Here is a 23221-nt window from a genome sequence, read left to right on the forward strand (position 1 = left end):
CTCACTCCATCAATCTATCAAATCGGGATGGAACGAGGCTTGACCCCGCGATACCACCAGGAAACCAACAGGCGCGTGACCGTGAAGGCGGTGAACACCGTCGTGATGATGCCGATCCCCAGCGTCACCGCGAAGCCCTTCACGGCGCCTGTGCCGACGAAATACAGCACGGCGGCGGCAATGAAGGTGGTGATGTTGGAATCCAGGATGGTCGCCAGCGCCCGGGCAAAGCCGGCATCGAGCGACATCAGCACGGTTCGTCCGGCCCGCACTTCCTCGCGTATGCGCTCATAGATCAGCACGTTGGAGTCGACGGCGATGCCGACCGTCAGCACGATGCCGGCAATACCCGGCAGGGTCAGCGTCGCGCCGAGCAGGGACAGGATGCCGAAGATCATGCCAACATTGAGCGCCACGGCGACGGAGGCGATGATGCCGAACAGGCCATAGCTGGCGATCATGAACCCGATGACCAGGATCGAGCCGACCAGGGCGGCCATCTCACCGGCGCGAATGGCGGCCTGGCCGAGGCCCGGGCCGACCGTCTGTTCCTGGATCACCGTCATGGGCGCGGGCAAGGCACCCGAGCGCAGCAGCAGCGCCAGATCCTGCGCCTGCTGTGTGGTGAAATTACCCGAGATCTGGCCCGAGCCGCCGGTGATCGGCTCACGAATGACCGGCGCCGACAGGACCTTGCCGTCGAGCACGATGGCGAAGGGCTTGTTGACATTCTCGGTGGTGACACGGCCGAACTGGCGTGCGCCATTGGTGTTGAAGCGGAAGGAAACGACCGGCTCACGCGTGTTCTGGTCGAAGCTCGCCTGGGCGTCGGTCAGTTCGTCGCCGGCAACCATCACCTGGTCTTCGATCAGATAGTTCTGGCCGCCATCCGACGATGGCAGGACCGTGGAACCGACAGGCGGGCGGGTCCGCATGGCCTGATCGACGGGCATGCTCAGATCGACCAGGCGGAATTCGAGCTTGGCCGTCTGGCCCAGCAGATTCTTGAAACGATCCGGATCATCCAGACCCGGCAGCTGCACCACGATGCGATCTTCGCCCTGGCGCTGGATGATCGGCTCGACCACGCCGGTCTGGTTGACGCGGTTGCCGACGATCTCCACCGAACGCTGGACGATGCGGGTCATGCGGTCGCGCAGGCCTTCATCGGTCAATGCCACGCTGACCTGCCCCGGCGTCGAGGAGGCGATGGTCGCGGTGCGGTTGCCGGTGCCGAAGAGATTGCCGTCGGCCGGATTGCCCAGCACCTGCAGCAGCTGGACGGCGTTTTCGGTATCGGCCGGGTTGGGCAGCGTCACCAGGATGCCGCGCCCCTGCAGAGCGGCCTGGCTGCGGATCTTGTTGTCGTTCAGGATCTGGCGCGCCTGCGAACGCAGGCTGGCGACCTGTTCCTTGATCACCGCATTCTTGTCGATCTCGAGCAGGAAGTAGGAACCGCCCTGGAGATCGAGCCCGAGCGTCAGCGTCTTGTGCGGCAGCCAGGACGGCATGGCCTTGACCCAGTTGGCCGGCATCAGATTGGGTGCGGCCAGCCATAGGCCGATCAGCAAGGTAAGAAGGACCGAAGCCGTCTTGGCGGGAGAAAAGTGCAGCATAGCGGAGCAATTCCGAGCCTTGACAGGCTATTCTCAGGACAGTCGGGAGATGAAGAACCCCGCCGACCCTATCCTGAGTCTCTTATCGTGTCTTGTGATCGAAGCCAAAGAGGGGAATTACCCCAAAAGGCCTCAGGCCGCCTCGGACTTCTTCACCGGCTCGGTCTTGGAGCGGACACTGGCCACCATCTCGCGGATGACTTTCACGCGAACGCCTTCGGCAATCTCGGCCTCGATCTCGGACTCGCCTTCGACCGCCTTGGTGACTTTGCCGATCATGCCACCCGACATCACGATGGTGTCGCCACGACGGATTCCCTTGAGCAGAGCGGCCTGTTCCTTCGCCTTGCGCTGCTGCGGACGGATCAGCAGGAAGTAGAAGATCACGAACATCGCGATCGGCAGCAGCAGCGTACCGCCGAGACTGGAGAACAGGTCGCCGCCGCCCTGGGCTGCCTGGGCAAAGGCTGGTGTCGTGAACATGGGATCGCCTCTCAAGAGAAGCGGCCGGGACAGCCCGGCCGCGAATTCGCGCGGAATATAGTGAACCAGCCACCGAAAGCAAACAGAACGCCACTTTCGCTCAGCACATGACGAAAAATTCATGGCCAACGGTGTGGGAAACCGTCCATTCCGGCATCACCGATTTGACCAGGCGCTGCTGGGGGGCGGCCAGGGAATCGCATCCCCTATCCTCAATCGCATCCCCGTCCTAAAAGTGGCAGCGAACAGGCACCGGCCTTGCAACGGCATCGTTCTGCCGAGATCCGCCCGGGTTTTCGCACAAGGCATTGTCGCGCACTTGGAGGCAGGCGCGGCATGCCGCCGCTTTTCAGCGCCCCGCCGGCGCGTTAGAGACGATGGGCTTACTCACGTTCATCTCATCTGGTTGCCATGACTGACTTTTCATCCCGAGAATTGCCGCACTTGCTCGCCCGTATCGCCGACGCCCTGGAGCGGTTGGCGCCCCCCGCCGCCATCAAGGCCGACTTCGACGCCGCCGAGGCTTTCATCTGGCAGGCCGGCGAGAAATATCTGCAGCCCGTGCCCAAGGTGAACAGGGTCGCCATGCCGCTGCTCAAGGGCATCGACCTGGTGCGCGATCTCCTGGTCGACAACACCGAGCGCTTCGCACGCGGCTTGCCTGCCAACAACGCCCTGCTCTGGGGCGCCCGCGGCATGGGCAAGTCGTCGCTGGTGAAGGCCTCCCATGCCGATATCAACGCCAAGGTCGGTGGCATCCTGAAGCTGATCGAGATTCACCGCGAGGACATCGACAGCCTTCCCGAATTGATGAATCTCACCCGCAAGGCCCCCTATCGCTTCATCGTGTTCTGCGACGATCTTTCTTTCGACAGCGACGACACCTCCTACAAGTCGCTCAAGGCAGCGCTGGAAGGCGGCGTCGAGGGACGCCCGGACAATCTCATCTTCTACGCGACCTCGAACCGGCGTCACCTGATGCCTCGGGACATGATCGACAATGAGCGATCGACCGCGATCAATCCCGGCGAGGCCGTGGAAGAAAAGGTGTCGCTCTCCGATCGTTTCGGCCTGTGGCTCGGCTTCCATCGCTGCAGCCAGGACGATTACCTCGACATGGTCTATGGCTATGCCGATCATTTCGGCCTCGACCTCGATCGTGACACCATGCGGGCCGAGGCGCTGGAGTGGGCGACGACCCGCGGCGCCCGCTCGGGCCGCACGGCCTGGCAATATGTGCAGGATCTTGCCGGCCGCCTGGGCAAGGCGTTGAGCTGACCTGTTCCGTCGGCTCAATGAAAAGTGGCCCGGACATCGCTGCCGGGCCACTCGAGCTGCTTCGGGGTCTCGCGGAGAAGCAGATTTCGGTATCAGGTGCCTGAGAGATAGCGGGTCGGATCGACCGGCGCGGCACCCTTGCGTACTTCGAACAGCACCTGCGGCGAGGTCACGTTGCCTGTCTGGCCTGCGGTCGCGATGGTCTGACCGCGCCGGACGGTTTCGCCTTTCTTGACGTCGAGATCCTTGGCATGGCCGTAAGCCGTGACATAGCCATTGGCGTGGCGGATCAGGATCAGGTTGCCATAGCCCTTCAATTCGTTGCCGGCATAGGCGACGACACCATCCTCGGCGGCCTTCACCTCGGTGCCTTCCGGCACCGAGATATTGATGCCGTCGCTGTTGCGCCCGAAGTTCTGGATGATGCGCCCCTTCACCGGCCAGCGGAACTCAGGGTTACCCGACGCAGCGGCATTGGCATCCTTCGGCAGTTCCGCGGCGGGAGCAGCCTGCTGGGGCAGGCTCGCGGAGGGCGAGATCGTCCCGGTTGCAACCGGCGCAGGCTGGCTGACTTCGGCAGGCTTGACCGGCTTGGCAGCCGCCACCTGCGCAGGCTTGCTGGCCGGCACCTTCTGCTTGGCAGCAGCCAGCTTCTCAGCCTTGAGCTTGTTCGCCTTGGTCGGATCGATCGGCTTGGCGGCCGCGACCTGAGCGGGCTTGGCCTTGGCGTCGACCGGAGCGACCTTCGCCGTCTGAACCGGCTTGACCGTCACCGGCTTGACGGTGGCAGTCTTGACGGCCTGCCCATGCGGGGCTGCAACCTGCATCGCCTCGGCGGCAATCGACTTCTGCGTCTTGGCGGTCTTCACCGGCACCGGAGCTGCGGCACGCGCCGCCTGCACCGGCTTGGGAGCAGCCACAGGCCTCGGTTGAACGGCGGCGGCGACCGGCACGTCACGCGGCGGGCGGTTGTCGACAGCCTCGGCAGCCGGTGCCGGCACCGCCGCCGCGGCATGGGCCGTACCGCGCACGACCAGCTTCTGGCCGATCTTGACGCTCATCCATTCATCGATGCCGTTTTCCTTGGCAAGGCGGGGGCGCGTCGTGCCATAGGCCTTGGCGATCGAGGTCAACGTCTCGCCTGGCTTGACGACGTGAATGCCGGAAGCAGCAGCGACGAGAGCCGGCCTCGGCTTCGCACCGGCGGCCGGCGTGGTCGCAACAGGGCGAACCTTGACCTCGCCGACGCTGCCGCGTGACGTCTCGGGCACGTCGCCCGGATAAGGCTGGTCGGCGGTAGCGGCAACTGTCGTCACTGCGCCATTGCCATTCTGGGCCGCATTGTAGACAGGGATGATAACCTGCTGCCCGGGCGCCAGCGAACGGGAGGTCAGCCCGTTGACCTTCATGATCGCGTCGGAAGGCACACCGTAGCGGTTGGAGAGCGTGTTGATGGTCTCTCCAGCAGCGGCCGTAACCGGCGTTCCGCCCGTGGCGGTCCACCCCCCCGCTCTGAAGCCGCCGATCTGCGGTGCAGGCGTGGAGATCGCGCCGGTTACGATCGGCTGCTCGCCGCGCGCCAGACGATATTGCGTGGAAGGCGCGCTGCGCTGTGCCACGGCACCGACCGGAGGCAGCGGCTGCGAGGCGACCACACCCGCCGCCGGCACGGTGTTGACGGCATAGCCGGAGTTGTCGTAGCGCGGCCTCGCCTTGGAAGGCTGCGGCTGGGCATAGGCCAACTGGTTGTCACTCGAGGTGAACGGATTGGAAAAGGGGTTCTGGGCGAACCTCGATGTGTCGCTGCAGCTTGCTGCGAGGCCAGCCACCAGGGCGATCACGGCGACGCGCGACAAGTGGCGCGAACGGATCAATTCGATCGGAAAACGCATAGGACGCTCACACCCACGCTTGAGAAGAAGATGGGGTGATTAAGCCTCTATTGGGGTAAACAACGCCTTAAGAGCTGGACTCAATTTGGACAAAATCCGGGAACGGCGCCGATTGCAGGCGAGCGGACACCTCGGAGCCTGTTCCGCCCACGCCATTGAGATTGCAGTGCTTTTCAAGCAACCGCATCATATTGCTATGGGTTCTCCGACAGGCGATCACAATCAGGGGACAGGGTTGGCCTTGCCCCATGCGTTAAAGAGTTGCCGCGCCGGCGCCCACAGGGAATCAGCTTCACCGGCGCGACTCACAAATGGCTCAACGCGACCATTCCAGGCGCAGGTCCTCGGCACTGCGAATGCCGCCATGACCTTCGACTTTCAGCTTGCCGACGAGCCTGGCTTGAGGAATACGGCTGACGAGCGCTGCCAACCCTTCTTCCAGCTCCGCCTTTGCCAGGGCTTCACCCAGACAGCGATGGGCGCCGCCGCCGAAGACATAGTGCCAGCGTGTATGATCCGTCCGCCTGATGTCGAATCGATCCGGCTCGCCGAACACATCGGGATCGCGCAAGGCCGACATGGTGGAGAGCATCAGCAGCGATCCCGGCGCCAATGTGTGACCACCGATCTCGATCTCCTCCAGCACTAGCCGCGGCAGCGACGCGACCGAGGGTTCGAATCGCAGGGCCTCGGAAACCGCTCCGGGAATGAGGCTGGGATCGTCGCACACGGCTTGCCACTGGTCGCGATGCTCGAGCAGAAGGGCAATCTGGATCGCCATCGAGGCCCGCGTGGTATCGCTGCCGCCCAGCACCACGATGATGATCTGCATGATCGCCTCGAGCGGCGTCATCTCCGGATTCTCGTCGATGGCGGCGATATAGTCGGACAGGAAATCGCCGCGCGGGTTCTGGCGGCGTTCCGCGACCAGCTCATACATGTAATCCGTCATCTGCCGGCAGGCATCCTCGAGCTCGGGGATGTCCTTTTCCGTCCAGGACGTGCCCAGGCTGCGCGCGATGACATAGATCCAATCCGCGAATTTCGGAATGTCGGCCTCCGGCATCCCAAGAATGGCGGCGACGGTATGGGCCGGAATGATCGCCGAATAGTCCTCGAACAGGTCCATCCCGCCAGCCTCGTAATGCTGGTCGATCAGTTTTTCTGCCATCGCCCTCACCTTGGGGCGGACCTCGGCAACCATCTTGAAGGCGAAGGTTCGCGCCATCGGGCCGCGCCGCCGCCTATGGGCAGCCCCATTCGAAAGCAGCATGCATTTGTCGTAGAAGTCGAACAGAGGTCCGGAGGTGACACCCCTCAATTGCAGGAGTTCGGTTTCGATCTGGCGGGTGCGCTCGTCGGTGGTGAGGCTGACGACGTCCTTGGCGCGCAGGACGAAGAGCGGCCCGTCGTCCCGTCGGATGAAGGGGGTTTCCGGTCGAAATTTGCGGAACAGGGCGTGCGTGTCCTGATCCAGTTCGGCAATGCTGAATGTTGGAATATCTGAATTGAATTGTTGTGCTGTCTGTTCGGTCATCTCAAATCCCCCAACCGAGTTGCGGTTCTGACTGAGCGACCAGGGGCGATCTTGAAATCAGACCTGGGCTGCCAGTCCCGCACCGTCGGAAACCGCCGCATACTGCACGGGATGGAGGTATCCCGCCATCCCTTCGCCACCTGAATTTGTCTGCATCCGCGCGTCGGGGCTTCGCCCCTGCCCTGCAGTCGAGCAATTGAAAGTCCGGCTCAACGGGAAAGACGCAATTGTACCGTGATACCAGCGATGACTGCGCCGAATCTCGCTTCCGCTTCAAACTCGACGGCGGCTTAAAGCCGGTCGGCAACGCCCAGAATCATCGATGCGGCGCGGATGTCCATCAGCGGCGTATGATGGAAACCGTCGGCGTCGCGCACGATCATGGTCAATTGCTGCTCTTCGCCCGGCGGGCCGATGGGCGCGATCATCCGTCCCCCCAGGGCCAGTTGATCCAGCAGATCCTCGGGCACCTCGCTCATTGCGGCCGTCGTGACGATACGATCGAAGGGTGCCTGCTGGCGCCAACCGGAACTGCCGTCTGCCACCATCATCGTGACATTGAGGATGGTGACGGCCCGCAGCCTTTCCTCAGCCTCGGTGACCAAGGTGCGCCAGCGGTCGAGCGTGAGGACTCGCTTGGCGAGGCGCCCGAGCACCGCGGTCAGATAGCCGGAACCCGTACCGATCTCCAGCACGCGATGCAGCGGCTCGACATCCAGGCGCTCGGCAATGGTGGCCGCAAGCACGGGCGGCGTGATGGTCTGGCCACACTGGATGGGAAGGCTGAGGTCGCGCCAGGCGAACTCGGCGAATTCCGGCAGCACGAAGACGGGGCGCGGCAAAGTGGAAACGGCATTCAGCACCTTCTGATCCGTCAGCCCGTGGCGGCGCAGGCGCAGGATGAAAGCCATCATCTCCTGCGCATGTTCGTCATCGGGATTCACAAAGGGCTCGTAATCCGTCATGTTGTCCGTCATCGCACCGTTTCAAAGCTATCCGAAAGCCGTTGCAGGGCTGGCACGTCGGTCAGGTTGAGATGGAGGGGGGTCACGGAAATCTGTTTGTTGAAAAGGGCGGCCAGATCGGTGCCCTCGAGCCGGGGCGGCGTTTCCCGCCGCGGAGCCAGCCAGTAGTAGGGACCGCCACGAAAATCCTGCCGCTCGACCACGTCGACGAGGGCGGCATCGCGCTGCCCCTGCGTGGTGACCGCAATCCCGGCGACCTCCTCGGGCTCGCAATCGGGAAAATTGACGTTGAACAAGGTTCCCTTGGCGAAACCGTGGGCCAGCAGCTTGCGGATCACACCGGGTGCATGCTGTTCGGCGCAATGCCAACGCATGCCGTCCCTGCCCCCGATGCCATAGGCCTGGCTGAGAGCGATGGATGGAATCCCCAGGACGGTCCCCTCCATCGCGGCCGCCACCGTACCGGAATAGGTAACGTCCTCAGCGATGTTCTGGCCGCGATTGACGCCGGACAGCACCAGGTCGGGCTGCCTGCCCTTGAGCAGGTGCTGAACGCCCATCAGCACGCAATCGGTCGGCGTCCCGCTGACGGCGTAGCGCTTTTCATCGATCTGCCGCAGGCGCAGCGGCGTGCTGAGCGAGAGGGAGTGGGAAACGCCGGACTGATCCGTCTCCGGTGCAACCACGATCACGTCGTCGCTGAGGCTGCGGGCGATCTTCTCCAGCGAAACCAGGCCGGGCGCATGGACGCCGTCATCGTTGGTAATCAAAACTCGCATCCGCCGTCCGTCCCTGTTCGCTGAGTCCATAGCTAGTGTGCCACAGGAAAAGGAGCTCCGGCGAGACTTTGTCGTACGCAATCCCCTGCCGTTGCAGAAATCCCTGCAGAAACAAATGATTGCCTCACCCTTCCTGATTCTGGAATCAAGGACGGTGCGGCAAGATGCGCGGGAGCGAGATTTACTGTCTTTCGATCCGGCGCAGGCCGCCCATATAGGGAACCAGAACGTCCGGAACGGTGATGGAGCCATCCTCGTTCTGATAATTCTCCATCACGGCCACAAGTGCGCGGCCGACCGCCACGCCCGAACCGTTCAGCGTATGCACGAAACGCGGGCTGCCGCCGGATTTCGGACGGGTCCGGGCGTTCATGCGGCGTGCCTGGAAGTCACCGCAGACCGAGCAGGAGGAGATTTCCCGGAACAGCCCCTGCCCCGGCAGCCAGACTTCGATGTCATAGGTCTTCTGCGAGGCGAAACCCATATCGCCGGTGCACAGGGTCATCACCCGGTAATGCAGGTCGAGGCCCTTCAACACGGCCTCGGCACAGGCGAGCATGCGCTCATGCTCGTCCCGGCTCTGTTCGGGCGTGGTGACCGAGACGAGTTCGACCTTCTGGAACTGATGCTGACGGATCATGCCGCGCGTATCGCGCCCCGCCGCGCCCGCCTCGGCCCGGAAGCAGTGGGTCAGCGCGGTATAGCGCAGCGGCAGTTCCTCCTCGGCGGTGATGGCGTCGCGCACCAGGTTGGTCAGCGAAACCTCGGCCGTCGGAATCAACCAGAAATCGCCCGGCTGAACACGGAACTGATCCTCGGCGAATTTCGGCAACTGGGCCGTGCCGATCATGGCATCGTCGCGCACCAGCAAGGGCGCCGCGACCTCGGTATAACCGTGCTCGCCGGTATGCTTGTCGATGAAATACTGGCCGAGCGCGCGCTCGAGCCGGGCCAGGCCCCTCTGCAGCACCACGAAGCGGGAGCCGGAGAGCTTGGCGGCAATCTCGAAATCCATCAGGCCGAGAGTTTCGCCCAGCTCGAAATGCTCCTTGGGGGCGAATGTATAGGCCCGCGCCACGCCATGGCGGTGGTGTTCGACATTGCCGTGTTCGTCAGCACCGGTAGGAACCTCGTCGAGCGGCAGGTTCGGGATCGAGATGAGCTGATCGTAAAGGGCCTTGTCGGCGAGGCGGAGCGCCTCCTCGTCAGCCGGCATCGAAGCCTTGAGCGCATTGACTTCGGCCATCAGGGCCTGCGCCTTGGCCTCATCCTTGGCCTGCTTGGCCGCACCGATCTCCTTGGAGGCGGCGTTGCGACGTTCCTGGGAGGCCTGCAGCCGGGCAACGAGCGCACGGCGGCTCTCATCGAGCTCGAGTATGGTGGCGGACAGCGGCTCGAGCCCTCTGCGAACCCGGCCTTGGTCGAAGAGACCCGAGTTCTCGCGGATCCACTTCACATCATACATGAGATCAACTCCAGAACGGTCGTCGGGACACCGACGGGCTATTCCGAAGCCTGCGTATCGCTTTCCGCGCGCTTCTTCTCAACCCACCGGACCGAATAGATCGAGAGTTCGTAAAGGAGCACGCCCGGCACGGCAAGCGCGATCATGCTCCACGGATCGGGTGGCGCCAGCACGGCGGCGATCGCGAACACGATGACGATGGCATAGCGGCGCTTTTCCGTCAGGAAGGTCGAGTCGACCACGCCAATCCGGCCCAAAAGGGTCAACACTACCGGAAGCTGAAACACCAAGCCGAAGGCAAAGATGAGGTTCATCAGCAAGGACAGATAGCCATCGACAGTCGCCAGCAATTCGATGGTGGCGATTCCGCTGCCGCCGAGTTGCTGCATGCCCAACGCGAAATGCATCACTGCCGGCATCGCCAGGAAATAGACCAGCAACCCGCCCAGGAAGAAGAAGAGTGGAGTGGCGATGAGATAGGGCAGGAAGATATTGCGTTCGTGCTTGTAGAGGCCGGGAGCGACGAAACGATAGATCTGGATGGCGAAGAAGGGAAAGCCGACGAAAGCAGCGGCGAAGAAAGCAACCCGAATCTGCGTGAACAGGAAATCGAGCGGATGATTGTAGATCAGCTTGACCGGATTGCCGGCCGCTGCCCATTCATAGGGCCACAGCAAGATGAGATAGATCGATTTGGAAATCGCGAAGGCGCCGATGAACAGCACGATGAACGCAATGCCGGATTTCATCAGGCGTGAGCGTAGCTCGATCAGGTGATCGAGAAGCGGCGCCTTGGAGGCGTCGATGTCGTCTTCGGTCATCTTAGGACTTGAACGCTGCAAGGGGGGCGAAGGCGGAGGGGATTTCGACCCCGACGAGTTTGGCAGCCAAGGATGAAGGGTTTGGCCCGGCGATGGAAGGCTCGCTTGGCGTGGCAGCCACCGCCCCGTTCTCCAGAATCGGCGCGATTGCCGCCGGACTAAGCGGCGGTTCCGAATCGAACACCGAGGATTTCAGGGCGTTGCGCGCCAGGCCTGCGGGGCTGCTGATGCTACTCAAGGTTGCCGCGGATTGGCGCAGCGTGTCGAATTCCTTTTTGACATCCTCGAGATTGGCTTCCTTGAGCGCTTCGTTGAACTGGCCTTGGAATTCGCCCGCCATACGGCGCAGCTTGTTCACGCCCCGCCCGAGGGAGCGCATCGTGCTGGGCAGTTCCTTGGGGCCAATGACGACGACAGCCACTGCCCCCACGATCAGGATATGGCTCCAGCTGATATCAAACATGCAACGCTCGGTCTGGCGAAACGAAATGCTCCGCGCATTAACGCGGAGCCTAGAAAGACCCAGTCTTCAGGCTGACGCCGCCGGCACAAACCGGGCCAGCTCAGCCCGCCTTGGTTTGCTCGGTCGGATTGACGGTCGTGCCGGCCTGCGCATCGATCGTCTTCACAGGCTGCTGGGCAGTCGTCGGTTCGTCATCGGCCATGCCCTTCTTGAAGGATTTGATGCCCTTGGCAACGTCACCCATCAAGTCGGAAATCTTGCCGCGTCCACCAAACAGGACGAGTACGACGACAGCCAGAATGATCCAGTGCGTGATACCCCATGTACCCATGATACCCTCCAACGCGGCAAAGCCGATTGCAACAACACAACAACGGCGCCGCACGCGACCCGATGATCCCAGCAGAATCTAGGCGGGCTTGACGGCAAAAACAAGAAGGTTTGCCGTTCTTACTCAACCTTCATGTTCGGGTTCCGGTTCCGGAAATGCGAAGGAAAGGTCGGCGGCTTCCAGCGGCTCCTCATCCGGCGCCAGCGCGCTGTCATCATTGGGCATGGGCACGCTGAAGCCAGGCGGCAGGCGGCCATCGAGCAGGCCCGCTCCCTTGAGCTCATCGAGCCCAGGCAGGTCGCCGACGCCATCCAGGCCGAAATGCTCCAGAAATGCGGGCGTGGTGCCATAAGTCACCGGTCGTCCCGGTGCGCGCCGCCGCCCGCGCAGGCGCACCCAACCGGTTTCCAGAAGCACATCCAGTGTGCCCTTGGAGATCGACACCGAGCGGATGTCCTCGATCTCGGCGCGGGTCACCGGCTGGTGATAGGCGATGATTGCCAGGGTTTCCATCGCCGCCCGCGACAATTTGCGCGTCTCATAGGCATCGCGCGACAGGATCCAGGCGAGGTCGTCGGCGGTGCGGAAAGCCCAGCGCCCCCCCAGCCTGACCAGATTGACGCCACGGGTCGCATAGTCGGCCTGCAAGGCGCCGATGGCGGCACCGATATCCGCGCCCTCGGGCAGCCGCGATGCCAGCGTCGCCTCGTCCAGCGGTTCCGTTGCCGCGAACAGCAAGGCTTCGATCAAGCGCATATGCTGCTGCAGATCGGTCTGTGCCGTGCCTTCCGGTTGGAACGATGCAATTTCGCCCAAAGCCTAACCCTTCCCTATGCGGGCTGCGCCACAAGAATGAAGCGCGGGCCGCATGGTTTACCAAAACCTGCCTCGTCCTCGAACCGACAGCTGGCCCTCGGCGGCGTTCCGCACAGGAGGGTTGAGATGCTGCCGATCCTTCCTGATCGAGCCATGGCTCGATCAGGAAGGATCGGTCTGGCCGGCTTCACCACGCGACCGCAGATAGATCGGCGAGAAGGGCGTAGCCTGACGCAAATCGAGCTTGCCTTCCTTCACGAGTTCGAGGCTCGCGGAGAAGCTAGAGGCCCGAACGGTGGCCCGTGTCGAGGGCTCGGCCAGATAGTCCACCAGAAATTCGTCGAGACTGAGCCAGTCCGCCGCCGGCCCGATCAGCGATTCCAGCAACTCGCGCGCTTCGGCCAGCGTCCAGACATTGCGCTCGGGCAGCTTCACATAACCGACCATGGCGCGCTGACGCTGCTGGGCATAGGCAGAGAGCAGATCATGCAGCGTTGCTTCGAATCGCCCATGATTGTTGAGCCGTATGCCTTCGGGCATGCCGCGCTTGAACACGTCGCGGCCCAGAACGGCCCGCTCCTGCAGCTGGGCGGCGGCATTGCGCATCGCTTCCAGGCGCTGCAGGCGGAAGGCAAGGGCGGCGGCCAATTCGGCCGCGGGCGGTTCCTCGCCCTTCGGCGATTCCGGCAGCAGCAGGCGCGACTTGAGATAAGCGAGCCAAGCCGCCATCACCAGATAGTCGGCCGCCAGTTCGAGCCTCAGACGGCGGGCCTCCTCGACAAAGGAGAGATATTGCTCGGCAAGGGCGAGGATAGAAATGCGCGTAAGATCGACCTTCTGGCGCCGCGCCAATTCGAGCAGCAGGTCGAGCGGTCCTTCGAAGCCGTCGACATCCACGACGAGCGTGGGATCGCTGACCGCCTTATCCGCCCTCACCTCTTCTTCGAACTCATCGCTCATTCAAACCGTGCCTCCGCTGGCAAGCGCCGCCGCCAGCCGTTCCCGCGCTTCGTCGATGTCGAGCGGCTCCGGCAGGTGGCGGATGCGGGCCAAGGCGGCATCGGCCCGGCGGCGTGCCTTGCCTGACAGGCTTGGAGCGGCCCGCGCCACCTCGATCATCTCATCCATCTTGCCGTTGCAATGCAGCCCGAGATCGCAGCCAGCCGCGAAGGCCGCTGCCGCGCGTTGCTCCAATGTTCCCTCGAGCGCCTGCATGGAAAGATCGTCACTCATCAGGAGACCATCATAGCCGATTGCCTTCCTGATCACATTGCGGATCACTTTTTTGGACGTCGTAGCTGGGGATGACGGATCCAAAGCCTCGTAAACCACATGCGCGGTCATCGCGGCGGGCATGTCGGCGAGCATGCGGAAGGGCAGGAAATCGAGTGATTCGAGCTCGGCCCGGCCCGCCGCCACGATCGGCAGCGAAAGATGGCTGTCCACGCCGGCGCGGCCATGGCCGGGCATATGCTTCATCACGGGCAGCACGCCGCCGGCGATCATGCCCTCGGCCGCGGCCCGGCCGAGCGTGCCGACCGTGGTCGCGTCGAGACCGTAGGCCCTGTCGCCGATCACGTCATGGGCTCCTGGCACCGGAATATCGAGCACCGGCAGGCAATCGACGTTGATACCGACCTCAAGGAGATCGTGCGCGATCAGTCTCGCAGCCAGCCGGGTGATCTCGCGGCGTGTCACCGGATCATTGGCATGGAGCTGGCTATAGAGCCGCGCGGCCGGATATTTCGGCCAATGGGGAGCCGTCAGCCGCTGGACCCGTCCGCCCTCCTGATCCACCAGAACGGGCGCATCGCGTCCCACCGTCTCGCGCAAGGAAGCCGTCAGGGCTCGCACTTCCGCCGGCGTGCCGACATTCCGCCGGAACAGGATGAAGCCCCAGGGATTCGCATCACGGTAGAAAGCGCGCTCGTCAGGGGTGAGCGACAGGCCGGAACAACCCAGGATCAGCGCTGATTGGGGCATGACAGTCTCTTCGGCTTTCGGGAAATATATGAAGAACAGGCAAGCCGAACTGGATCGGGGCGATCGGAACCCGGCCCCCGATCGCCCCGATCCAGTTCGGCTTGCCCGAAATCTCTCAGACGTCAGATTCAGGCGCGGCGCGCATGAACGGCGGCGGGCTCGAATCAGCCGGCAATCAGTTGCGGGCGATCACACAGTCCCCACCGGCAGCCTTCAGCTTGCCGCAGAAGGCCGTGGCCTCGGCCGGCGTGGACCATCCTCCGACCCGCACCCGGTAATAAGTGCCGCGATCGGGTAGATCGACCTTGCGGATCGACGGCTTCATACCGCCCAGCACACCTGCGAAACGGCGCTGCAGCGACTGGAAGGCGCTCTGCGCATCAGCCGGCGAGCGTTGCGACGAAACCTGGACGACATAGCTGCCATTGGCGACCGGGGCCGCGGTCGGAGCCGATGCGGCGGCCGGGGCTGCCCCTGCAGTCGGTTCGGCCGACGCCACCTGCGCCGGTTTCGGCGCCGGCGGCATATGGCGAGGACGGACAGGCGGTACCGCCGGCGGCGGTGCCTGCGCCTGAGTCGGCTCGACGACCGTGGTCGCACCGCCATCTTCCTCGCCCGGCAGCGCTTGTGGCGTCTGGTCGTCCGGCAGGGCGGCAGCCGAGCCGGCGGGCACGGTTGCAACCGGGGCAGCGGGGGCCGGCGACGTGGCCTGGCCAGCATCGCCCTGGACGACCGGAGCGGCTTGCGGAGCAACAGCAGGAGCCGTTGGAGCCGCCTCAGACGAAGGCTGATCGGCAGGAGGCGTCGGCGCCAGGGCCGAGACGTCCACGGAACGGGTCTGCGGAGCGCTCGGCTCGGCATTGGTGATGGGGGCTTCACCCGTCACCACCGAACTGTCCGGCATGATCTTGATGGTCTTCACCCGCCGCGGCTCGTCGGGTGCCTGCGCAACCTGGGTTTCCGTGGCATTGCTGGCCGTCTGGTCGGGCGCGGCAGCGCCTTCGGGATTGGGCAGCACGATGTTGCTGGTTGTCACCGGACGCGTCGCATTGGCGTCGGGCGCCGCGGGGGCCGGGGCTGCGGCCCCTTCGGGTCGGGTCGGCACCACCGCAACCGGCTGCTCCTCGTGACGCACCAGCCGCTCATTGGCGACGGAAGCGGTCTGGTTGCTGCGATTGAAGATCTCGTGAGTCGGCTGGCTGGCAGCCGCAGCGTTCTCAGCCGGCTTGATCTTGACCGGGTCCGTGCTCGCCTTGATCACCGGCGGTGCGCTGCCGATACCCGGAATGTCGCTACCGACAAAGCCGCCCTTCTTCCAGACATAGGCGAGGCCGCCACCGATGCTGGCGACGAGGACGAGAGCGGCAAGACTGACGGCACTGCCACGAGACTTGCGCCGCGGCATCCGGGTCTCGGCGCGCGGCGCCAGATATTCATCATCGGCGGCCGGCGCATAGCGATCTTCCTCGCCTTCGGGATAGGCTTCCACATAGGGATTGCCGTCACGATCGACCCAGACTCCGCGCTGTTCGTCATAGACCCATTCGGGGCCTTGCTCCTCGCGTTCGTCGTCGAAGACATAGGCCTTCGATTGGCGCGTGGCGACGTCCTGGTCGTCGCCGTAATAGTCGTCCTGATAGGCTTGCGCCTGCTCGGCCTGCGCATGTTTGGACACGGTCTCGGGATGGCCGTCGCGAATCTCGTGCCCATTGCGATCATAGCGATCCGTCATGCCCGCCTCCCGCGAACGCAAAACGCCGGCCGAAGCATAGGCCTTTGTGTCACGCCTTTCAGCATAAACATCGCGATCGCCACCTGCAGTTGCCAGATCGGACAGCCATTGATCGCTGTTGCTGGCTGCGACACGGCGATGTTCGGTTTCAATCATGACTCGTTCCTGACCAGGCTGGTCGATCGCCGGGGGGCGATCTGCGGCCAAAAGGGCCGATCTCGTTTCAGCGCATCTCGTCCGGCGCAGAACTGCCGAGCAAGCCGAGTCCAGACTTAAGAACCGCCTCGACCCCGCGCACCAACGCCAAGCGGGCGCCTGTTAACAATCGATCATCATCCCTAATGAAGCGTAAATACGGAGCCCCGAGACTGCGATAATATTGCCGGTGCAGCCCGCCAGCCAGGCTGCACAGATAGTGGAGCAGCCGGCAGGGCTCGCGCTGCCTCACGGCGAGATCGATCTGGCTTGGATATAGGGCGAGCAAGCGCAGAATCAACTGCGCGCCCCCATCCTCGAAAGCTCGAACATCCCAGCGATCTTCATCGGAATCGCCATGTCCCCTGATCTCCGCCTGTTGGCGCAGGGCCCGGCAGCGGGCATGGGCATAGTGCAGGTCAAAGACGGGGTTGGCATGGCTCTGATCGAGCAGGAGATCGAGATCGAGCACGAGCGGAGCATCGGCAGGCTCGATCAGCATGCCCAGACGAGCGGCGTCGTCGCCGACGATGCCCGCGATCATCGAAAGATCGAGATCGTCGGCAAGATGCCCCGTCACGGCCGTAGGGTCTCGCCCCTTCACGCCGACAAGCGGTCCGAGCCGGACAACGACATCGGCGCGCTGCGAAGGTACCCGAAACTGCCTGTCCGCGCGAAAACCGAGATGGTCCAGCATATTGGCCAGGGCTGTTCCGACTGCCTCGCAGCGGGCCGGTGACAGGGGCCGGGTGCTCTGCGGATCGGTGGCGTCGAAGCCGATCGTAGGGTGCCCTGCCCCGCCGCGCTCACCGGCGCCATAACGGCTGCCCGCCTCCAGCACGCCGGCAAGCATCCGTGCCCATGCCGCCGGCGCCAGCGTCAGGTTCAGGAAGCCGGGGCCGGCAATTTCAACGCTGGCAATGCCATCCATGCTCTCCAGCGCTTCGGCAAGGAGAGCAGCCAGGATCGGGGATGGCATCCCTGCCGGCCGGTTCAGCACGAGGGCGGCATTGCAGGTAAAATCGCCACGCCCCGTTCGATCCGGCACCTCGATGCCGATCGAGGTCGGATCGAGACCGGCGGGCAGACGTCCCCCAGCTTGAAGCGAGGCAACGGCGTCCTGTACGCCGCGCCTGAGCCATTCGATCAGATCCATGGCGATGTCAGCGCAGATCCGGCGCCGTTCCGAACAGGCGCCGATGCTCGTTGATGGCAAAAGTATCGGTCATGCCGGCAATATAGTCAGCGACACGGCGCGCGCGCTTGTCCTCACGAGCGCCCTCCAGCCCCTCGCACCATTCGGCCGGCATCTGGCTGATGTCGGCAAACAAACGGTCGAACAGCCGGGTGACCACCTGTGCGGCATGCATGCGGACGCGCATCACCCGTTCATGGCGATACATGTTGGGATAGAGGAACCCCTTGATGCCCTTGTCGGCCAGCGCGACGGGCGGCGAAAAGGCAATGAGCATCTTGCCGGCAGCCCGCACGTCCTCGCTCGATCGGTAGAGACCGGAGGTAAAGGCGGCCTTGCCCATGCCGATCACATCCTCCACCAGCCGGGTGATCACGCGGCGCATCAATTCGTGGGTGGTGCGGCTGCGATCGAGGTCCGGGTGGCGATCGGCGATCTCGGCAAGCAACTCGCCGGCGAGAGGCACCTGCCCGAGATCGGCGAGTTCGAACAGGCCCGCGCGCAGCCCGTCATCGATGTCGTGCGCATTGTAGGCGATGTCGTCGGCGATGGCAGCGGCCTGCGCCTCGGCACTGGCGAAACTCTCGAGTTCGAGATTCTGCTGGGCCTGATATTCCAGGATGGCGACGGGAATGCCCCGCTCGCGATAGCGCGCCACCGGGCTGCCATCCGGCTGCAGCAGAGGCCCGTTGTGTTTGACCAACCCTTCCAGCGTTTCCCAGGCAAGGTTGAGCCCGTCGAACTCGGCATAACGCCGCTCGAGGCGGGTGACGATGCGCAGCGACTGCGCATTGTGGTCGAAGCCGCCATAGGCGCGCATCGCCTCGTCCAACGCATCCTCGCCGGTATGGCCGAACGGCGTGTGGCCGAGATCATGCGCCAGGGCCAGCGCCTCGGCCAGATCCTCGTCGAGCGCCAGGGAACGCGCGATCGAACGGGCGATCTGGGCGACCTCGATCGTATGGGTCAGCCGGGTGCGATAATGGTCGCCCTCATGCGCGACGAAAACCTGGGTCTTGTGCTTGAGGCGGCGGAAAGCCGTGGAGTGGATGATGCGGTCGCGGTCGCGCTGGAAATCGGTCCGAGTCGGCGACTGCGGCTCGGCGAACAGCCGCCCGCGCGATTGGGGCGCCACCGCCCACGGACCGCGAGGCCGGATCACGCAATCGGGTATCTCGAGTTCGGCCATCGCGCCTCACGCCTTGCTTGCGCCTCAATAGAGGTTGCCACGTGCCAAGGCAAAGCTTCTTTACAGCGCGATCCGGCATTGAACCTTTGGCCCATCGCACATATTTTCGGGACAAGATGCAGCCAGATTTGCAGGATGCCATGACCAGTCCCGTTTCCGTGAGCGACCGTGCCGCGCGTCGGATCGCCAAGATTCTCGAAAGTGAACCGTCCGGCTCGATGCTGCGCATCAGCGTGGAGGGCGGCGGCTGCTCCGGCTTCCAGTATAAATTCGTCTTCGACACCGAACGCCACGAGGATGACCTGGCGATCGCCAAGGAAGGCGCCACGGTGCTGATCGACGAGATGTCGCAGCAATATATGGAAGGTGCCGAACTCGATTATGTCGAGGACCTGATCGGCTCCGCCTTCAAGATCAACAATCCGCAGGCCACCGCCGCTTGCGGCTGCGGCACCAGCTTCTCGGTGTGACATGGTGCGTATTGCCAGCTGGAACGTGAACTCGATCCGCCAAAGGCTTCCCCATCTGTTGGGTTGGTTGAAGGACGCCCAACCGGACGTGGTCTGCCTGCAGGAGATCAAATGCGTGGACGAGGCCTTTCCCGCCGCCGACATCGAGGCGCTGGGCTACAATGTCGCCGTCCATGGCCAGAAGACCTTCAATGGCGTGGCAATCCTCTCCAAGCATCCGTTCGACGAGGTGAAAACGCGGCTGCCGGGCGACGATGGCGACGAACAGGCCCGCTATATCGAGGCGGTGATCTCGACTTCGTCGGGCGCGTTGCGGGTCGCGTCGATCTATCTGCCGAATGGCAATCCGGTCAGCACCGAGAAATACCCCTACAAGCTCGGTTGGATGGAGCGCCTCAGGCTGCATATCAGCGGTCTGCTCGCGCTCGAAGAGCCCTTCGTGATGGCGGGCGACTACAACATCATCCCGCAGGCCGCCGACGCAAAGAATCCGGCGGAATGGGTGAACGACGCTCTCTTCCTGCTGCAGAGCCGCTCCAAGTTCCGCGAATTGCTGGCGCTCGGCCTGACGGATGCGTTCCGGTCGTGCGAGGACGCACCCGGACACTATACCTTCTGGGACTATCAGGGCGGTGGCTGGCAGAAGGACAACGGCATTCGCATCGATCATCTGCTGCTGTCGCCGCAGGCGGCCTCGCGCCTGCAGGGCTGTGCCATCGACAAGGCGATGCGTGGGCAGGAAAAGGCTTCCGACCACGTGCCGATTCGCTGCGATCTTGCCCTCTGACGACCAAAGATCGCGTCGTCAGCCTCGCTGCCGCGGCGGGTTGAAGGTTGGGAAGTTGAAGCCGGGCCGCCTCTGGCCACGATTCTTGCCTCCCTCACCGCCATAGCGCCCGCAGAGTTGGGCCCCCGCGCCGGCTTCGGCACAGTGAGGCGAAAACACCACCGGCGGCCCGCCCCTTCGCGACCTGCTGCCGGGGAAGATGGTAATCGTCTCTCCCCGCCGTTTTAGAAGCGGGCAACGCCGCCGGCGCTCCTGATCGACAGAAAGCCCCCGCTGGCGCGGGCATACCTCGATGGCACCTTCCCAAATGGTGAAGCGCTCATAATTGTCGCCGACTTCGGCCGTGAAATTGGTCCCTCTCACGCCGATCCCGGCAAGCGGCGTCTGGATCCAATAGGCTTTCTTGGCGGAGACACCGCTGGCAAAGCGAAACACCCCCTTCGACAGGCCGATCACCACGTCCCTGGCCTGACCGCCCGAATAGACGAAGCGATCGAGCTTGGCCGATGCCGAAGAACCGAGCGCCAGACGCGTCTGGTCGAGGAATTTGATTTCGAGCGCCCCCGAAGGACCGGTCCGCACGGTCTCGTCGCGATAGACCGCGATATCGACCCCGAGTTCTCCCGCAACCGTGCCGATGGCGGCCGGGGTCACGCCGACCGTGTTGCCCACGGTCTCGGCCGCATAGGCGGGCGAAAAGGCCAAGCCGCAGGCTGCCGCCAGCCCAACGAAGCGGAGAGTCAGGAAGCGCGATCGTGGCATGCCGATAATCCGCCCTATGTCCGGTCACTATATTGGTGTTGGCGAAAACCGGCCTCCGACCGCCGGTGCCCGGATTGAGCGAGCCGAAGGGGTGGCAGCGATGCCAAGGCCATCATGACGCATTCCCTCCCGTGATCAAGAGGCGAGACTTTTGTGACCTACAACCCGGCCGCCCCAACTGCCGCAAGGGAAAAGCTGATAATTCACTGGCCGAGCGGGGCGAATTCCTCCAGTAGTACCTGCTGTGCCGGAGTATGAGCGTGACATCGACATGCGGCTGAAGCGCTTCCTTGGATATCCGCTGGTGGTGGCTCTGCCGCTGCTGATCTTCAGCCTGTTGACTTTGCTCGGTCCCGCCCCCCTACCCCGGCTGCAGGACATCGTCTTCGACACCTATCAACGCTGGCACGCCAAGGGGCGCGATCCCGATTCGCCCGTGCGTATCGTGGCGATCGACGAGAAATCGTTGTCCGAAATCGGCCAATTTCCCTGGCCGCGCAGCGTGATCGCCACACTCACTCAAAAGCTGGCCGATGCCGGTGCGGTCGTGGTTGCCTTCGACGTCCTGTTCAGCGAGGCCGACCAGACCTCGCCTGGACTGTTGGTGAAGAAGCTGCCCACCAGTGCCGAACGGGAAGCGCTGGAAAAAGCCATGAGCGCCTCCACCGCCTCCTACGACGTCATGTTTGCCCAGACCATGGCGAACATACCCGTGGTGCTCGGCCTTCTGGGAACCGATGCCGGCGAGCCGGTCAAGATCAAGAGCGGATACGGGCAGGTCGGGGATGATCCCGTCAATTTCCTGCCCTCCTTCCCGGCCGCCAAAATGCCGCTTCCCGTCCTTTATGACGCGGCCCGGGGAGCGGGTGCCATCAACTGGTTTCCCGACGGTGACAGCGTCATCCGCAAGGTACCGACCTTCGTCGCCATCGGCGGCAAGGTGGCGCCGTCCCTCTCGCTTGAAACCATTCGCGTCGCCATGGGCGCCGACACCCTCATGGTGCGCGCTTCCAATGCCAGCGGCCAGCCCGCCTTTGGTGTCCAAAGCGGCATCAACACCATCCGAATCGGCGATGGCGACAGAAGCATCTTCATCGACACGGACAGCAACGGCGAGGTCCGCCTGGTTGCGCGCAGATCGGAGCCGTCGTCCTGGATCTCGGCTGCCTCGATCCTCGACGGCAGCTTCAATCCGCAGGATATCAAGGATCACATCGTCTTCGTCGGCGCAGTCGCCATCGGCCTGCGCGATCAGCGAAGCACCTCGGTGGAAGAGGCCATCCCCGGCGTCGAGGTGCATGCCCAGATCGTCGAACAAGTGCTCGCCGGCGCGAGCCTGGTGCGCCCCGACTGGATGCGCGGCCTGGAGGCATTTCTGATCCTCGCCCTGGGCAGCCTGCTGGCCTGGATCCTGAGGCGCACCCGCAACATGCCACTGGTTTCGACCGTGGCTGGCCTTTCCATCCCGATCATGATCGCGTGCTGGAGCTGGATCCTCTATGTGCGGCAGGGCGTGCTGTTCGATGCGGTGATGCCGAGCGTGGGTACCCTCTCCGTCTTTCTTGCCGCCACGGTCTATCACTACCAGGAGGCCGAGCACCGGCGGGCCGAGGTGCGCTCGATGTTCGGCCGCTTCGTGACGCCGGCGGTGGTGGAGCGTCTCGTCGAAGCGCCGGATCGCATCGTGCTCGGCGGCGAGATCCGCGAACTCACCATCATGTTCTCGGACGTGCGCAACTTCACCGGCATTGCCGAGACCCAGTCGCCGGAGGGGGTGGTGTCGCTGATCCGCCGCATCCATACGCCGGCGACGGAGGCCGTTCTTCGCCATAGCGGCACCATCGACAAATTCATCGGCGACGGCATGATGGCCTTCTGGAATGCGCCGCTCGACATGCCGAACCATGCGACGCTCGCCTGCAAGGCTGCGCTGGACATCGCCGGCATGGCACGCGAGTTCCGCGATCCGCCGATCCAGATGGGCATCGGGCTGCATACGGGCGAGGCCTGCGTCGGCAATCTCGGCTCGGAGCAGCGGCTCGAATATTCGGCCCTCGGCGATGCGGTCAACCTCGCTTCGCGCCTGGAGGCCCTGACGAAGCTCTATGGCGTGGAGGTTCTCGTCACCGAGGCCACCAGCCGGGCCGCGGCCGGCATGCCCTTCCTGGAGCTCGACCGTGCCATGGTACGCGGTCGACAAGGGGCTATCGGACTGTTCGCCCTTCACACCGGCGAGGCGGATACCGACTTCTTCCGGCTGCAGGTCGCCCAGGCAGAAATCCTGGGCCCCTACCGGGCCGGCGATTTCGTGCAAGCCCTGGCACTCTTGGACAAGAACGCAGCGGCCTATCAACGGGGCTACCAGCGCCTGTTCGATTATTATTCAAAGCATTTCAATAGATTGATAGGAAACCCTAAACTCGATTGGCAGGGCGTGACGCAGCTCTGACGAATGCCGACCC

The 23221-nt window shown here is 63.7% G+C and carries 21 protein-coding genes; 4 read left to right on the forward strand and 17 right to left on the reverse strand.

Annotated elements, in window-relative coordinates; translation table 11 throughout:
• Positions 1-17: 17 nt before the first annotated feature.
• Both secD and yajC read right to left on the reverse strand, forming a co-directional pair.
• Positions 18-1616: a protein translocase subunit SecD gene (secD, locus tag ACIGJE_RS17755; protein WP_483678206.1), complete on the reverse strand. Its 1599-nt coding sequence runs from the start codon at positions 1614-1616 to the stop codon at positions 18-20.
• 132 nt (positions 1617-1748) lie between these two features.
• Positions 1749-2099 (reverse strand): preprotein translocase subunit YajC, encoded by a 351-nt coding sequence (gene yajC / locus ACIGJE_RS17760; protein WP_311935980.1) that lies wholly within the window; start codon positions 2097-2099, stop codon positions 1749-1751.
• A 411-nt stretch (positions 2100-2510) separates the two neighbouring features.
• On the opposite strand from yajC, the gene ACIGJE_RS17765 reads away from it, so the two are divergent.
• Positions 2511-3377: an ATP-binding protein gene (locus tag ACIGJE_RS17765; RefSeq protein ID WP_311935977.1), complete on the forward strand. Its 867-nt coding sequence runs from the start codon at positions 2511-2513 to the stop codon at positions 3375-3377.
• A gap of 92 nt (positions 3378-3469) precedes the next feature.
• Here the strand turns inward: ACIGJE_RS17765 and ACIGJE_RS17770 are convergent, their stop codons facing one another.
• The 14 genes from ACIGJE_RS17770 to ACIGJE_RS17835 form a co-directional block, all read right to left on the reverse strand.
• Positions 3470-5269, reverse strand: a complete 1800-nt coding sequence (locus ACIGJE_RS17770) for a peptidoglycan DD-metalloendopeptidase family protein (protein WP_415081262.1) — start codon at positions 5267-5269, stop codon at positions 3470-3472.
• A gap of 316 nt (positions 5270-5585) precedes the next feature.
• Positions 5586-6806 carry a cytochrome P450 gene (locus ACIGJE_RS17775; RefSeq protein ID WP_415081264.1) on the reverse strand — a complete coding sequence of 407 codons (1221 nt, stop codon included), beginning with the start codon at positions 6804-6806 and terminating at the stop codon, positions 5586-5588.
• Positions 6807-7096: 290 nt separating this feature from the next.
• A complete protein-coding gene (locus tag ACIGJE_RS17780; protein WP_367622785.1) occupies positions 7097-7783 on the reverse strand; it encodes a protein-L-isoaspartate(D-aspartate) O-methyltransferase in 687 nt (228 codons plus the stop codon).
• Entirely contained in the window at positions 7780-8550 is a 771-nt protein-coding gene (surE, locus tag ACIGJE_RS17785; protein WP_415081267.1) for a 5'/3'-nucleotidase SurE, read from the reverse strand. The genes ACIGJE_RS17780 and surE overlap by 4 nt, the downstream gene beginning before the upstream one ends.
• Before the next feature lie 181 nt (positions 8551-8731).
• Positions 8732-10015 carry a serine--tRNA ligase gene (gene serS / locus ACIGJE_RS17790; RefSeq protein WP_415081269.1) on the reverse strand — a complete coding sequence of 428 codons (1284 nt, stop codon included), beginning with the start codon at positions 10013-10015 and terminating at the stop codon, positions 8732-8734.
• A 38-nt stretch (positions 10016-10053) separates the two neighbouring features.
• On the reverse strand, positions 10054-10836 hold the full coding sequence (gene tatC / locus ACIGJE_RS17795; protein ID WP_311935963.1) for a twin-arginine translocase subunit TatC: 783 nt from the start codon (positions 10834-10836) through the stop codon (positions 10054-10056).
• A 1-nt stretch (position 10837) separates the two neighbouring features.
• On the reverse strand, positions 10838-11299 hold the full coding sequence (gene tatB, locus ACIGJE_RS17800) for a Sec-independent protein translocase protein TatB (protein WP_311935960.1): 462 nt from the start codon (positions 11297-11299) through the stop codon (positions 10838-10840).
• Between the two features lie 100 nt (positions 11300-11399).
• On the reverse strand, positions 11400-11630 hold the full coding sequence (locus ACIGJE_RS17805; protein WP_311935957.1) for a twin-arginine translocase TatA/TatE family subunit: 231 nt from the start codon (positions 11628-11630) through the stop codon (positions 11400-11402).
• A 123-nt stretch (positions 11631-11753) separates the two neighbouring features.
• Positions 11754-12386, reverse strand: a complete 633-nt coding sequence (gene scpB / locus ACIGJE_RS17810) for an SMC-Scp complex subunit ScpB (RefSeq protein WP_376717664.1) — start codon at positions 12384-12386, stop codon at positions 11754-11756.
• Between the two features lie 222 nt (positions 12387-12608).
• On the reverse strand, positions 12609-13406 hold the full coding sequence (locus ACIGJE_RS17815; RefSeq protein ID WP_311935953.1) for a segregation and condensation protein A: 798 nt from the start codon (positions 13404-13406) through the stop codon (positions 12609-12611).
• Complete coding sequence (nagZ, locus tag ACIGJE_RS17820; protein ID WP_311935950.1) at positions 13407-14429, reverse strand: beta-N-acetylhexosaminidase; 1023 nt, start codon at positions 14427-14429, stop codon at positions 13407-13409. It abuts the gene before it with no gap.
• Between the two features lie 175 nt (positions 14430-14604).
• Complete coding sequence (locus ACIGJE_RS17825; protein ID WP_415081273.1) at positions 14605-16317, reverse strand: SPOR domain-containing protein; 1713 nt, start codon at positions 16315-16317, stop codon at positions 14605-14607.
• A gap of 67 nt (positions 16318-16384) precedes the next feature.
• A complete protein-coding gene (locus ACIGJE_RS17830; RefSeq protein WP_415081275.1) occupies positions 16385-17512 on the reverse strand; it encodes a DALR anticodon-binding domain-containing protein in 1128 nt (375 codons plus the stop codon).
• 7 nt (positions 17513-17519) lie between these two features.
• Complete coding sequence (locus ACIGJE_RS17835; RefSeq protein ID WP_415081277.1) at positions 17520-18740, reverse strand: deoxyguanosinetriphosphate triphosphohydrolase; 1221 nt, start codon at positions 18738-18740, stop codon at positions 17520-17522.
• A gap of 140 nt (positions 18741-18880) precedes the next feature.
• On the opposite strand from ACIGJE_RS17835, the gene erpA reads away from it, so the two are divergent.
• Both erpA and xth read left to right on the forward strand, forming a co-directional pair.
• Entirely contained in the window at positions 18881-19210 is a 330-nt protein-coding gene (erpA, locus tag ACIGJE_RS17840; protein WP_068297179.1) for an iron-sulfur cluster insertion protein ErpA, read from the forward strand.
• Between the two features lie 4 nt (positions 19211-19214).
• A complete protein-coding gene (gene xth / locus ACIGJE_RS17845; RefSeq protein ID WP_415081417.1) occupies positions 19215-19997 on the forward strand; it encodes an exodeoxyribonuclease III in 783 nt (260 codons plus the stop codon).
• A gap of 18 nt (positions 19998-20015) precedes the next feature.
• Here xth and ACIGJE_RS17850 read toward each other — a convergent pair whose 3' ends face one another.
• Positions 20016-20759, reverse strand: a complete 744-nt coding sequence (locus ACIGJE_RS17850; protein ID WP_311934783.1) for a FecR family protein — start codon at positions 20757-20759, stop codon at positions 20016-20018.
• Between the two features lie 271 nt (positions 20760-21030).
• On the opposite strand from ACIGJE_RS17850, the gene ACIGJE_RS17855 reads away from it, so the two are divergent.
• Positions 21031-23208, forward strand: coding sequence for a CHASE2 domain-containing protein (locus ACIGJE_RS17855; RefSeq protein WP_415081280.1), 2178 nt, complete (start codon positions 21031-21033; stop codon positions 23206-23208).
• Positions 23209-23221: the final 13 nt, after the last annotated feature.

The organism is Labrys sp. E2SS-1L (assembly GCF_057073705.1).

Excerpts from the sequence above, each read along its gene's own strand:
- secD (WP_483678206.1), bottom strand. The coding sequence starts at position 1,616 with ATGCTGCACTTTTCTCCCGCCAAGACGGCTTCGGTCCTTCTTACCTTG.
- yajC (WP_311935980.1), bottom strand. The coding sequence starts at position 2,099 with ATGTTCACGACACCAGCCTTTGCCCAGGCAGCCCAGGGCGGCGGCGAC.
- ACIGJE_RS17765 (WP_311935977.1), top strand. The coding sequence starts at position 2,511 with ATGACTGACTTTTCATCCCGAGAATTGCCGCACTTGCTCGCCCGTATC.
- ACIGJE_RS17770 (WP_415081262.1), bottom strand. The coding sequence starts at position 5,269 with ATGCGTTTTCCGATCGAATTGATCCGTTCGCGCCACTTGTCGCGCGTC.
- ACIGJE_RS17775 (WP_415081264.1), bottom strand. The coding sequence starts at position 6,806 with ATGACCGAACAGACAGCACAACAATTCAATTCAGATATTCCAACATTC.
- ACIGJE_RS17780 (WP_367622785.1), bottom strand. The coding sequence starts at position 7,783 with ATGACGGACAACATGACGGATTACGAGCCCTTTGTGAATCCCGATGAC.
- surE (WP_415081267.1), bottom strand. The coding sequence starts at position 8,550 with ATGCGAGTTTTGATTACCAACGATGACGGCGTCCATGCGCCCGGCCTG.
- serS (WP_415081269.1), bottom strand. The coding sequence starts at position 10,015 with ATGTATGATGTGAAGTGGATCCGCGAGAACTCGGGTCTCTTCGACCAA.
- tatC (WP_311935963.1), bottom strand. The coding sequence starts at position 10,836 with ATGACCGAAGACGACATCGACGCCTCCAAGGCGCCGCTTCTCGATCAC.
- tatB (WP_311935960.1), bottom strand. The coding sequence starts at position 11,299 with ATGTTTGATATCAGCTGGAGCCATATCCTGATCGTGGGGGCAGTGGCT.
- ACIGJE_RS17805 (WP_311935957.1), bottom strand. The coding sequence starts at position 11,630 with ATGGGTACATGGGGTATCACGCACTGGATCATTCTGGCTGTCGTCGTA.
- scpB (WP_376717664.1), bottom strand. The coding sequence starts at position 12,386 with ATGCGCTTGATCGAAGCCTTGCTGTTCGCGGCAACGGAACCGCTGGAC.
- ACIGJE_RS17815 (WP_311935953.1), bottom strand. The coding sequence starts at position 13,406 with ATGAGCGATGAGTTCGAAGAAGAGGTGAGGGCGGATAAGGCGGTCAGC.
- nagZ (WP_311935950.1), bottom strand. The coding sequence starts at position 14,429 with ATGCCCCAATCAGCGCTGATCCTGGGTTGTTCCGGCCTGTCGCTCACC.
- ACIGJE_RS17825 (WP_415081273.1), bottom strand. The coding sequence starts at position 16,317 with ATGATTGAAACCGAACATCGCCGTGTCGCAGCCAGCAACAGCGATCAA.
- ACIGJE_RS17830 (WP_415081275.1), bottom strand. The coding sequence starts at position 17,512 with ATGGATCTGATCGAATGGCTCAGGCGCGGCGTACAGGACGCCGTTGCC.
- ACIGJE_RS17835 (WP_415081277.1), bottom strand. The coding sequence starts at position 18,740 with ATGGCCGAACTCGAGATACCCGATTGCGTGATCCGGCCTCGCGGTCCG.
- erpA (WP_068297179.1), top strand. The coding sequence starts at position 18,881 with ATGACCAGTCCCGTTTCCGTGAGCGACCGTGCCGCGCGTCGGATCGCC.
- ACIGJE_RS17850 (WP_311934783.1), bottom strand. The coding sequence starts at position 20,759 with ATGCCACGATCGCGCTTCCTGACTCTCCGCTTCGTTGGGCTGGCGGCA.
- ACIGJE_RS17855 (WP_415081280.1), top strand. The coding sequence starts at position 21,031 with ATGCGGCTGAAGCGCTTCCTTGGATATCCGCTGGTGGTGGCTCTGCCG.